Raw genomic sequence first — 11,933 nt, forward strand, 5'->3', positions numbered from 1 at the left:
CCCCCGCGCTCCTAGCGGGTGTCGCCGCGCTCCTCAGCTCAGTGGCGCCGTCCGCCGCCACGGCCGCAGTTCCTCCAACTGACCCGCCAGCTCCAGGAGTTCGAGCTCGGATCCGGGGCGTCCGACCAGCTGTACGGCTGCCGGGGCCCCGCTCGGCAGGGTCGCGAACGGCACCGCCATCGCGGGCCACCCGGTGAGGTTCCACGGCGGTGTCAGTGGCGAGTAGTTGGTGTTGACCAGCACATTGCGCAGCCAGCCCCGCTCGTGCCACGGTGCGGCGGCCGGCCCCCGCCGGGCCAGGGCCGGGGTGAGCAGCACGTCGTGCTCCGCGAAGAACGGCTCCAGACGCGCGCGCAGCTGCTCGCGGCGCTCACCCGTGCGTACCCCGGCCACGAAGCGGCGTCCCACGGTGGCGTGCACCCGAGTCCGCCGGGCCAGCCGGCGCGGGTCGAGGTCCTCGGCGTCGACCGCCGTGCCCGCTGTCCAGTGCATCAGTGCGGCGGTGCCCAGCCAGTAGGGGTACGGCGGGTCGGCGGGCCGCACCTCGTGGCCCGCCCCGGCCAGCAACTCCGCGGCCTCCCGGGCCGCGTTCGCGTACGGGCGGCCGACACCCACACCGACCAGCGGACTGCGCACGGAGACGGCCACCTTGCGGACGAGGTTCCCCGAGGGGCGTATCGCCTCGGTGTCCGACAGGACCGCGAACATAAGGCGGGCGTCCTCGGCCGTGGTGGCGAGCGGCCCGTTCTCCGACATGCCGAACCAGTCGCCGTGACCGATGCCCGCCGGGATCGTGCCATGGCCCGGCTTGAGGCCGACGATGCCACAGTTGGCGGCCGGGATGCGCAGCGAACCCATCCCGTCGTTGCCCAGCGCGATCGGCACCATCCCGGCGGCGACCGCGGCCGCGCTGCCGCCCGAGGAGCCGCCCGCCGTGCGCGAGGTGTCCCAGGGGTTGCGGGCCGTGCCGTGCACACCCTCGGAGGTGCCGAAGACACAGAGCTCGGGCACGTTGGTGAGACCCACGACCACGGCGCCCGCCGCGCGCAGCCGCGCCACCGTCGGATGGTCGTGATCGGCGGGGGTGTCCGCGGTCGCGGCGGAGCCGTTGCGGTTCGCCTCGCCGCGCACCGCGAGGTTGTCCTTGACGGCCACGGGCACCCCCGCGAGGGGGAGTTCGGCCAGGTCCGCGCGGCCGGCCAACTCGTCGGCCTCCGCGAGGGCCGCCTCGGACCGTACGACACGGAAGGCACCCACGCGCGCGTCGAGCCGGTCGATCCGCGCGAGGTGGTCGGCCACCACCTCGCGGGGCGTGGCCCGCTTCTCGCGTACGGCTGCGGCGATCTCGGTGGCGGTCCGGCCGACCCAGCTGGTCACGGGTGCTCCTCGGGGACAGGGGATTACTAGCGAGTACGAGGAGCACTGTGCCCGGCGGCGGGGTGCCGCGTCGGGAGCCATCGCCCTTGGACATTCGGATCGGTCTTCTTGGACTTTCGCGCTCACGCTTGTCCGATATCTCCGCAGAGTCGCAGATCATCCGATCACTTGCTCAACTTTCGCACCTACCCGCCCCATTGACAGGATCTGGTGGCGCCTCAATCATCAAACATCCGATGAATTGGAGCCGCTATGAGCACGTATCCAAGACGTCAGGTTCTGGGCGCCGCGGCCGGAGTGGCCGTCGCGGCCACTCTTCCCCTCGCGGCCACGGCCGAAGCGCAACGGGCGGTCGAGCAGCACGGACAGTGGGTTCCCGTCCCCGACCCGATCCCCGTGCCGCTTGACGCGTACACCGACAACGACGGCATCGACACGGCGGCCGCCCCCGGCGGCAGCTTCGACGGCTCGGGGTACACGTTCCCCGGCGAGGAGCTCCCGGCGGGCCCCGTCGAGGTGGACGGCATCGCGTTCGTCTTCCCCTCCGCCGCCGCGGGCGCCCGGAACAACGTGGTGGCCCTCGGCCAGCGCATCGACCTCCCGAGCGGACGCTATCTCTCGGCCCACTTCCTCACCGCGGGCAGCTACGGCGACGCCTCGGGCCGGGCCACCGTGCACTACGCCGACGGCTCGACGACCACCGCCGGGCTCGGCGGCGCGGACTGGTACGCGACCGGCGGGTCGCTGTCGGCCCCGTACCGCTACCGGCCGGACGGCACGAAGGACGAGCACGGCGTGGGGATCGGCACGGCCGAGGTCTGGATCGACCCCCAGCGCGAGGCGGTCGCCCTCACCCTGCCGACCACCAACCCCGCCGAGGCCGGCAAGGCCTCCCTCCACCTCTTCGCCCTCTCCCTCCAACCGGCCGCGCAGGGCCGGGCGTTGGCCCTGCGGGACGCGCACTCCACCTTCTCCCTGCTGGAATCGAGCGGCGCGCAGAGCGTGGAGGCCACGGTCGTCAACGCGGGCACGGTCGCCGTCCTCGCCGGTGACCGGGTGTCGGTCGGCGTCGACGTGCCGGGCGCCCGCACCGTCGAGCCCGCGCACGTCATCCGCCTCGACCCCGGCGAGCAGGCGCGCGTCCGGGTCGGCATCCGCAACCGCGTGGGCACGGCACCGGGCACCGCGCGCCCCGGAAAGGTGACCGTCACCGGACGCGGCCAGCAAGTAACCTCCGCCGGGCGCGAGTTGACCCTCGGCGTGCCCGACTACCAGCCCACCGAGAGCTCTCTCGCCGGGCACCAGGCCCCGTACTGGTTCCACCGCGCCAAGTTCGGCATCTTCATCCACTGGGGTGTCTACTCGGTGCCCGCCTGGTCACCGGTCGGCAAGCAGTACGCCGAGTGGTACTGGAACCACCTGCAGAGCCCGGACAACGCGGTGTACGCCTACCACCGGGACACATACGGCGAGAACTTCGCCTACGACGACTTCATCCCGATGTTCACGGCGGAGAGGTTCGACCCCCGGGCCTGGGTGGAACTCTTCCGTGACGCGGGAGCCCAGTACCACGTGCTCACCTCCAAGCACCACGAGGGCTTCGCCCTGTGGGACACCAAGGTCTCCGACCGCAACGCCGTGAAGATGGGCCCGAAGCGCGATCTGATCCGTGAACTCTTCGACGCCTCGAAGAAGTTCACGCCCGAGCTGCACCGCGGCCTGTACTTCTCCATGCCCGAGTGGTTCAACCCCGACAACCCGTGGATGGGCCACGCCCCGCGCAACCCGTACACCCTGGAGCCGCTCCCGTACACCGGATACACCGCGGGCAAGGACTTTGTGAAGGACTATCAGGCCCCGCAGATGCTGGAACTGATCCACGGCTACGACCCGTCCCTCATCTGGTGCGACATCGGCGGCGCGAACGACAGCCTCCATGTCCTCGCCGAGTACTTCAACCACGGCAAGAGCAGACCCAAGCCGTACGAGGTGACCGTCAACAACCGTTCGGGCATCGGCTTCCACGACTTCACCACCCCCGAGTACACGACGTACGAGAACACGGTCGTCGCGAAGTGGGAGTCGAGTCGGGGACTCGACCCCTTCAGCTACGGCTACAACAAGGCGACGCCCGACGCCGCCTACATGACCGCCGAGGAGGTCGTCCACAGCCTGGTCGACATCGTGTCGAAGAACGGCAACTTCCTGCTGGACATCGGCCCCCGCGCGGACGGCACCATCCCGGAGATCATGCAGACCCGGCTGCGCGAGACCGGCCGCTGGCTCAGGACCAACGGCGAGGCGATCTACGACACCACGTACTGGTCGCGGATGGCGCAGCTCGGCGAGGACCTGCGGTTCACGGTCCGCCAGAACGAGTCGTTCTACATCCACTCGCTGACCGAGCCCGGCGCCACACTGACCGTCGAGGCGCCGGTGCCCATCCGCGGCGGGGACAAGGTGACGATGCTGGGTCACGACCGGCCGCTGACCTGGACGGTGAGCGGCGGGTCGCTGGTCGTCGACGTGCCGGAAGCGGCCCGCAAGGCGGGGCAGTACGTGTGGGTGTTCAAGGTGGAATGGCATGGCTGACCCACGCGCCCCACGGTCCGTTCGGAGCAGGTGGACGCGGAGGGTCGTCGGCTGCGTGGTGGCGCTGCTGCTGACGCTCGCGACACCGGTCCCGGCGCTGGCGCGAACGGCGCAGGTGGGGACGGCTGAGGTGCCTCCCGTCACGGTCCCCGCCCTCTCCAACTGGACACCGGAACAAGGCAGTTACTCCTTCGGCCCCGGCTCGCGCATCGTCGCGCGCGACCCCGCGGCACGCCGGGTCGCGGACACTCTCGCCGACGATCTGCGCGCGGCGGGCCACGGCACCGTTCCCGTCGTACGGCAGGGCGCGCACGCGGGTGACATCGTGATCGGCGTCGACGCCTCGTCGTCGCGGCTCGGCGCGGAGGGCTACGAACTGCGCGCGGGCAAGAGCCTGCTGGTGACCGCCGCCGCCGAGACCGGTGCCTTCTACGGCACCCGGACCCTCCTCCAACTCCTCGCCCAGAGCGACCGCGTGCCCGCCGGGAGCACGGTCGACGTGCCCCAGTACAAGGAACGCGGCGTCGGCGTCTGCGCCTGCTACGTCCACATCTCGACGGCCTGGCTGGAGAACCTCGTACGCGACATGGCGTACCACAAGCTCAACCAGCTGCTGCTCGAACTGAAGGTGAAGAGCGACGCTCACCCCGAGGCCAACGCCTGGGGCTACTACACCAAGGACGAGATACGCCGGCTCGTGGCCCTCGGCGAGAAGTACCACGTCGAGATCGTCCCGGAGATCAACTCGCCCGGGCACATGGACCCCTGGATCCAGAACCGCCCGGACCTCCAGCTCACCGACACCGACGGCGTGAAGCAGCCCGCCCGGCTCGACATCACACAGGACGCGGCCTTCACGTACTACACGAGCCTGATCGACGAGTACGCACAGGTGTTCACGTCCGGGTCCTGGCACATGGGCGCCGACGAGTACATGCTCGGCTCCGACTTCGCCAAGTACCCGCAGATCCTCGCCTACGCACGGGCCAGGTACGGCGCGAACGCCACCCCGCAGGACGCGTTCATCGACTTCGTCAACCGCGTCCAGGCCTACGCGGCGGCCAAGGGCAAGAAGCTGCGCATCTGGAACGACGGTCTCACCGGGGCCAACACCGTGCCCGTCACGGCCGGCACGACGGTCGAGCACTGGCTGAACGTGGCGACGAAACCCAGCCAACTCATCTCCCAGGGCTATCCGTTGATGAACGCCGCCTACTCCCTCTATCTCGTCCGCGGCGGCTTCCACACCGACACGAAGGCGCTGTACGACCAGAGCTGGGACCCGCGCAGTTTCGAGGGCGAGAAGCTCGCCTCGCGCGAGGGCGTCACCGGGGCGAAGATCAGCCTCTGGCCGGACAACGGGCGTGGGGAGACCGAGAACGAGGTCGCGACGGCCATGGACCCGGCCCTGCGGCACATCGCCCAGGTCACCTGGGGCTCGGCGCACCCCGACCCGACGTACGCCGAGTTCACCGCGCGCGGTGCGGCCGTGGGGCACGCGCCCGGGTGGCGGGACCTGACCAGCGTGCCGGTGGCCGAGGGGACGTACACCTTCCGCGGTGGGGCCGCGACCGCCGATCTCAAGGTCCGGCGGACCGCGGACGGCTATGTGACCCTGCGGTCCACGACGAGCGGCGGCTGTCTGGAGGTGAGCGGCGGAAAGCTCACGCTGAACGTGCCTCTGGACCCCGGTGTCGAGGTGACCGAAGCGCCGTGTGTCGCCGCGGACACCTTGCAGCGCTGGGAGCTGGAGCCGGTGCGCGGCGGCGGATACCGGCTCGTCAACGCGATCACACGGATGGCGGTGCACGTGACGGACGAAGGGCGGCTCCTCCAGTACCCACCGGACTAAGAGCCGCCGTCCGTCTGGCAGTTGACCATCCACTGATGTGAGGAGACCCCCGCCCCATGGCCATCTCCAGACGCCTCTTCGTCCTGGCATCCACCGCCCTCGTCGCGTCCACCGGCACATCCGTCGCCCTCGCGGCCCCCGGCGAAGCTCCCTCCCGCATCCCCGTCAGCTCCTCCGACACCGAGGACGACCTGGTCCGCAAGGCCTCCCAAGTCCGGCCCACCGCACGGCAGATCGCCTGGCAGAACCTCGGACGCACCGCCTTCCTGCACTTCGGCGTGAACACCTTCACCGGCCTGGAATGGGGCACCGGAGACGAGGACCCGGACGTCTTCCAGCCCGTCGGGCTCGACACCGACCAGTGGGCCCGCGCCCTGCGCGACGGCGGCTTCGAGCTCGCCATCCTCACCGTCAAGCACCACGACGGGTTCGTCCTCCACCCGTCGCGCTACACCGACCACTCGGTGGCGTCGAGCAGTTGGCGCGGCGGGCGGGGCGACGTGCTGCGCTCCTTCGCCGACTCGATGCGCCGCCACGGGATCAAGGTCGGCGTCTACATCTCACCGGCCGACGAGAACCAGTACCTGCACGGTGTGTACGCCAACGGCAGCGCGCGCACGGAACGCACCATCCCGACGCTCGTCGACGGCGACGACCGTACGAACCCGAGGACGTTCACGCTGGACGCCACCGACTACGGCGCCCATATGCTCAACCAGCTCTACGAAGTGCTCACCGAGTACGGACCCGTCGACGAGGTGTGGTTCGACGGAGCGCAGGGCCGCATTCCGCCCGACAAGGTGGAGAAGTACGACTGGGACAGCTGGTACGCGCTGGTCCGGGCCCTCGCCCCCGACGCCTCGATCGCCGTGTCCGGGCCCGATGTGCGCTGGGTCGGCAACGAGGGCGGGCTCGCCCGCGAGGACGAGTGGAGCGTCGTACCGGTCACGGAGAAGGACAACGGCCGCACGGACTACGCGCTCGCCTACGACGCACCCGACGAAGGCAGCCGAGCCGCCCTCGTGGCGGCCCGGCCGGTGGCCGACTATCTCCAGTGGTGGCCGGCCGAGTGCGATGTGTCCATCCGCGACGGCTGGTTCTACCACGCCGACCAACAGCCCAAGAGCGTGGACGAGTTGACCGACATCTACTTCCGCTCGGTCGGCCGCAACTCGGTGCTGCTGCTCAACGTCCCACCCGACACGCAGGGCTTGCTGCCGGCCGCCGACGTGGTGCGGCTGCGCGAGTTCCGCGAACGCGTGGACCGGGAGCTGCCGGAGGACCTGGGGCGCGGGGCCGTGGTCCGCTCCTCCCCGGGGGTCTTCACCGTCGACCTCGGTACGGAGCACGAGGTGGACCGGATCCGGCTCGCCGAGGACATCCGGCACGGCCAGCAGGTGGAGAGCTTCGTGGTCGAGGCGTACGGAGCGGGCGCCTGGAGCCGGGTGGCCGGGGCGGGCACGATCGGAGCGAGCCGGATCCTGTTGCTCCCCGCGCCCGTGCGGGCCCGGCACTGGCGCCTTCGGGTGACGCGGTCGCGGCAGACCGCGCGGATCGCGGAGTTCGCCCTGCATCGCTCACGGACCTGACGCGTACGGGGGGTGGACGCCCCACACGGCGTCCACCTCTCAGCGTCTCCGGCTCCGCGTCCGCCCCTCACCCTCTCAAGCCCCGCAGGGCCCCGTACTCTCCCGTTCGATCAGCCGCGGCACCGGTACCTGCACCGTCCGGGCCGGACCGCCGTCCAGTAGTGCGGTGAGTTCCTGGGCGGCCGTGCGGCCGAACTGGACGGTGTCGCGGGAGAGGGCGGACAGCCAGGGTTTGACCATGCGGCACAGGGGCGAGTCCTCCCAGGCGACGACCGAGACGTCGCCCGGCACCAGGAAGCCCAGTTCCGTGGCGGCGGCGACGCCGGCGACGGCCATCACGTCGTTGTCGTAGACCAGCGCTGTCGGCGGGGTGCCGCTCTCCAGGACGCGGCGGGTGACGGCGGCGCTCTCCGCGTCCGAGTAGTCCGTGGGGACCGAGCGCACCTCCGTCAGACCCCGCCGCTCGGCCTCCGCGCGCAGGGTGCGGATCCGGCGCTCGGTGTGGGCGAGCCCCGGCAGGCCCGCGATGTGCACGATCCGGCGGTGGCCGAGCGCGTACAGCTCGTCCACCACCGCGGCCATCGCGCCCGCGTCGTCCGCCCAGACGGTGGAGATCCCCGGGTGCCCCGCGTCCGGTACGCCGCCGATCACCACGGCGGGCAGACCCAGCTCCTCGAGGAGGTCCGGACGCGGATCGTCGGTCCGCGGGTCGACGACCATCACTCCGTCCACGCGGTGCTCGGCCCACCAGCGCCGATAGACCCCGCACTCGTCGGCCACGTCCTCCACCACCTGGAAGAGCAGGCCGAGATGACGCTCGGCCAGCACCTCCTGGATGCCGGAGATCAGCTGCAGGAAGAACGAGTCCACGCCCAGGGTGTCGGCGGGACGGGCCACCACGAGACCGACCGTCGCCGCGCCCTCGCCGGACAGCTGGCGCGCCGCCGTACTCGGCCGCCAGCCCAGCTGTTCGGCCACGCGACGGACCCGGTCGCGGGTGATCTCGGAGACCCCGGGCCGGTCGTTGAGCGCGAAGGAGACCGCGCTCTCGGAGACCCCGGCGCGCTGTGCGATGTCCTTCATCGTCGGTCGGCGCGCGGGTGACCGCTTGGCTGGCAACCCTGTTCCCCGTTCTGCTGAGCTGGTGTACTAATGCGCTTGAGCTGAGGCAATCTAAAGCGCATTAGTGATCGATTGCAAGAGGCTGGGGGAACGTCTGTGACCAGCCATGTTGTGGCACTAATGAATTTAGCTGAGCCAAATCCATTGACTTGCCCGGCGAGTTGGCTGCAAGGTCTGCCCCGGCACCGTTACCCCTGCTGCAAGAGGAGCCCCATCCGTGCGCATCTCCCGCAGAGCTCTCGCCGCCGCTGCCACCGTCGCCGTTCTCCTGCCGCTGAGCGCCTGCGGCTCCGGGAGTGACGGCAGTGGCTCGACGGACGCCTCCGGCAAGGTCGAGGGCGACATCACCTTCCAGACCTGGAACCTGAGGGCCAACTTCAAGCCGTACTTCGAGGGCGTGATCGCCGACTTCGAGAAGAAGTACCCCGGCACCCATGTGAAGTGGGTCGACCAGCCCGCCGAGGGCTACGCCGACAAGATCAGCGCGGACGCGGCCGGCGGCACCCTGCCCGACGTCGTCAATGTCTCGCCGGACCTCGTCGCCCCGCTCGCCAAGGCGGGCCTCGCCCTCGACCTCGACAAGTCCGCCGCGCAGTACAAGAAGGAGTACCTGGACGGCGCCTGGGCCAGCCACCAGATACCGGGTATGACCGGCACGTACGCCTTCCCCTGGTACCTCAACACCGGCCCGCTCTTCTACAACAAGTCCCTCTTCAAGGAGGCCGGCCTCGACGCCTCCAAGCCGCCGACGACGTACGACGAACTCTTCGCCGACGCCCTGCAGCTGGCGAAGAAGAGCGACGGCAAGGTCGCCACGCTCGCCAACGTGCCCACCATCGAGGACTTCGGCCGCTACGGCGTCGAGCTGATGAACACGGAAGGCACCGCCTTCGCCTTCAACGACGCCAAGGGAGTCGAACTCCTCACCAAGTACAAGGAGTTGTACGACGCGAAGGCGCTCGACCCGCAGGCGCTGACCGCGACCCCGGAGTCCTCGGGCAAGAAGTTCCTCACCGAGGCCGTCGCGATGAACCCCGGCAGCGCCCTGGACCTCGGAAACTTCAAGAAGCAGGCCCCGAACCTCTACAAGAACATCGGCATCACGGACCAGATCACCAGCACCGGCAAGGTGAACATGTACGTGATGGGCGTGATGGTCAACTCGCGCACCAAGCACACTCCCGCCTCGGTCGCCTTCGCGCACTTCGTCACCGACGCGCAGAACCAGATGTCCTTCGCCAAGAAGGTCGCGATCTTCCCGAGTACCGCGGGCTCGCTCGACGACCCGTACTTCACCAAGGAGGACGGCACCGACGAGACCCGCGTGCGGATCGCCGCCGCCAAGTCCCTGAAGAACGCGGTCAACTACACGCCGGTCCTCTTCAGCGAGCAGATGAAGACCGCGCTGCGCAACGAGGTCGCGAAGGCCCTGCAGGGCAAGGAGAGCCCCAAGACGGCTCTTGACAACGCTGTCAAAGCCTGCGACACGCTGCTCAAGCAGCAGGGCTGAGCGGGGCCATGGCGAGTTCCTCCAGCACCGCCCGGGTACGGCGCCAACTGCCGACCAGCCCCTGGCTGTTCGCGGCTCCCGGCCTCCTGGTCGTGGGCGTGTTCATCCTCTATCCGTTCGTCTCGACCGTGGTCAACGCCTTCACCGACCGCCGCACCCTGATCCCGGGCACATTCGTGGGCCTCGCCAACTTCCGCGAGCTGCTGCACGACGACATGTTCTGGATCGGGCTGCGCAACAGCACGCTGTACGTCCTCGGGGTCGTCCCCGCGCTCGTCCTGCTGCCGTTGCTGCTCGCGCTGCTGGTCCAGAAGAACATCCCCGGGATCACCTTCTTCCGGTCGGCCTTCTACACCCCGGTGGTCGCGTCCATCGTCGTGGTCGGCTTGATCTGGGTGTGGCTCCTGGACGAACGCGGCCTGGTGAACTCGCTGTTGGAGTCGATCGGCGTCGGCAGGGTCGGCTTCCTCAGCGATCAGTGGCTGCTCCTGCTGAGCGCCATGGCCGTCACGGTCTGGAAGGGCCTCGGCTACTACATGATCATCTATCTGGCGGCGCTCGCCAATGTGCCACGCGAGCTGCACGAGGCCGCTTCGGTCGACGGCGCGGGCGCGGTCCGGCGCTTCCTCACGGTCACCGTGCCCGCCGTCCGCTCCACCATGGTGCTGGTCGCCGCGCTCTCCTCGGTCGCCGCGTTCAAGGTGTTCTCCGAGGTGTACCTGATGGCGGGTCCGGACGGCGGCCCGGCGGGCGAGGACACCACCCTCGTCATGCTCGTCCAGCGCACCGGCACCGGACTGACCGGCCGGGTCGGCTACGCCTCAGCCATCTCGGTCGTCGTCTTCGTCGTCACCGTCGCGCTGATGCTGCTCGTGCTGCGCGCCGACCGCAAGGAGGACGTGTGAGCGCGCCGGAAGGAGGACGTGTGAGCGTGCGGGAAGAAGGACGCGTGAGCGTGCTGGAGAAGGAGCGCGACGTCGAGCGGCGTCCGCCGGCCGAGCGCGGGCCCCGTCGCCGCCGTATCACCGACGAGCACGGCCGCCGTGTCCGCGGCTGGGAACTCGCCCTGCGCTACCTGCTGCTGCTCGCCGTCCTCGCCCTGACCGTCGGCCCGTTCCTGTGGCAGCTGTCCACCTCGCTCAAGGGCCCGACCGAGGACATCTTCAGCTCACCGCCGAAGTTCCTGCCGGGCGATCCCACGCTGCACAACTACAAGCGGGTGGCCGACACCATCCCCGTCTGGGACTACGCCTTCAACTCCCTGAAGGTCGCGGGCGCCAACGTCGTCACCAACTGCGTCGGCTCGGCCCTCGCGGGCTACGCCCTGGCCCGCCTGCGCTACCGGGGCAGGCGCGTGGCGACCCTCGTGTTCATCCTCGCGATGCTGGTCCCCGTCGAGGGCATCATCATCGCCCAGTTCACCACCATGCGAGAGCTCGGCCTGAACAACACACTCATCGGGGTCGTCCTGCCCGGCAGCATCGGCGCGATGAACGTCCTGCTGATGCGCAACGCCTTCCTCAATCTGCCCTACGAGATCGAGGAGGCGGCCTTCGTGGACGGTGCGAACACCTGGCAGCGGTTCCTGCGGATCGCGCTGCCCTCGGTGAAGGGCACGCTCGCCGTCGCCGCGATCTTCGCCTTCATGGGCGCCTGGGACGACTTCCTGTGGCCGCTCATCGTGCTCAGCGACCCCTCGAAGTTCACCCTCACCATCGGCCTCAACTATCTGCACGGCACCTTCGCCAACGACGAACGGCTCGTCGCCGCGGGCACGGTCATCGCCGTGGCGCCGCTCATCGCCCTCTTCGCCTGCCTGCAGCGGTACTTCTTCCGCGGGGTGGGGGAGGGCGCCGTCAAGGGCTGACCTCCCCCTGTCCCGATTCGCTTC

8 protein-coding genes are annotated in these 11,933 nt (G+C 69.8%); 6 read left to right on the forward strand and 2 right to left on the reverse strand.

Going from position 1 to position 11,933, the window contains the following annotated elements:
* Positions 1–33: 33 nt before the first annotated feature.
* Positions 34–1,377 carry an amidase gene (locus tag KVT44_RS17200; protein ID WP_217567683.1) on the reverse strand — a complete coding sequence of 448 codons (1,344 nt, stop codon included), beginning with the start codon at positions 1,375–1,377 and terminating at the stop codon, positions 34–36.
* A 252-nt stretch (positions 1,378–1,629) separates the two neighbouring features.
* Between KVT44_RS17200 and KVT44_RS17205 the strand changes: the two genes are divergently transcribed.
* From KVT44_RS17205 to KVT44_RS17215, 3 genes are read left to right on the forward strand one after another with little or no spacing between them, the layout of a single operon-like run.
* A complete protein-coding gene (locus KVT44_RS17205) occupies positions 1,630–3,969 on the forward strand; it encodes an alpha-L-fucosidase (protein WP_217567684.1) in 2,340 nt (779 codons plus the stop codon).
* A complete protein-coding gene (locus KVT44_RS17210) occupies positions 3,962–5,821 on the forward strand; it encodes a family 20 glycosylhydrolase (RefSeq protein ID WP_217567685.1) in 1,860 nt (619 codons plus the stop codon). Before KVT44_RS17205 ends, KVT44_RS17210 begins: the two co-directional genes overlap by 8 nt.
* A gap of 56 nt (positions 5,822–5,877) precedes the next feature.
* Positions 5,878–7,410, forward strand: coding sequence for an alpha-L-fucosidase (locus tag KVT44_RS17215; RefSeq protein ID WP_217567686.1), 1,533 nt, complete (start codon positions 5,878–5,880; stop codon positions 7,408–7,410).
* Between the two features lie 75 nt (positions 7,411–7,485).
* On the opposite strand, the gene KVT44_RS17220 is transcribed toward KVT44_RS17215, so the two are convergent.
* Positions 7,486–8,529 carry a LacI family DNA-binding transcriptional regulator gene (locus tag KVT44_RS17220; RefSeq protein WP_217567687.1) on the reverse strand — a complete coding sequence of 348 codons (1,044 nt, stop codon included), beginning with the start codon at positions 8,527–8,529 and terminating at the stop codon, positions 7,486–7,488.
* 220 nt (positions 8,530–8,749) lie between these two features.
* Here KVT44_RS17220 and KVT44_RS17225 point away from each other — a divergent pair, with 220 nt between their 5' ends.
* Genes KVT44_RS17225 through KVT44_RS17235 form a run of 3 tightly spaced genes read left to right on the forward strand, consistent with a single transcriptional unit; the run spans position 8,750 to position 11,909 of the window.
* Positions 8,750–10,042: a sugar ABC transporter substrate-binding protein gene (locus KVT44_RS17225; RefSeq protein WP_217567688.1), complete on the forward strand. Its 1,293-nt coding sequence runs from the start codon at positions 8,750–8,752 to the stop codon at positions 10,040–10,042.
* An 8-nt stretch (positions 10,043–10,050) separates the two neighbouring features.
* Complete coding sequence (locus KVT44_RS17230; protein WP_099919357.1) at positions 10,051–10,947, forward strand: carbohydrate ABC transporter permease; 897 nt, start codon at positions 10,051–10,053, stop codon at positions 10,945–10,947.
* 53 nt (positions 10,948–11,000) lie between these two features.
* A complete protein-coding gene (locus KVT44_RS17235; protein WP_217567754.1) occupies positions 11,001–11,909 on the forward strand; it encodes a carbohydrate ABC transporter permease in 909 nt (302 codons plus the stop codon).
* Positions 11,910–11,933 lie beyond the last annotated feature (24 nt).

Source organism: Streptomyces sp. GbtcB7, assembly GCF_019091445.1.
In the GTDB taxonomy this organism is placed as follows: domain Bacteria; phylum Actinomycetota; class Actinomycetes; order Streptomycetales; family Streptomycetaceae; genus Streptomyces; species Streptomyces mirabilis.

What these genes read in the sequence shown, in the direction of transcription:
- KVT44_RS17205 (WP_217567684.1), top strand. Translation starts at nt 1,630, where the DNA reads ATGAGCACGTATCCAAGACGTCAGGTTCTGGGCGCCGCGGCCGGAGTG.
- KVT44_RS17210 (WP_217567685.1), top strand. Translation starts at nt 3,962, where the DNA reads ATGGCTGACCCACGCGCCCCACGGTCCGTTCGGAGCAGGTGGACGCGG.
- KVT44_RS17215 (WP_217567686.1), top strand. Translation starts at nt 5,878, where the DNA reads ATGGCCATCTCCAGACGCCTCTTCGTCCTGGCATCCACCGCCCTCGTC.
- KVT44_RS17230 (WP_099919357.1), top strand. Translation starts at nt 10,051, where the DNA reads ATGGCGAGTTCCTCCAGCACCGCCCGGGTACGGCGCCAACTGCCGACC.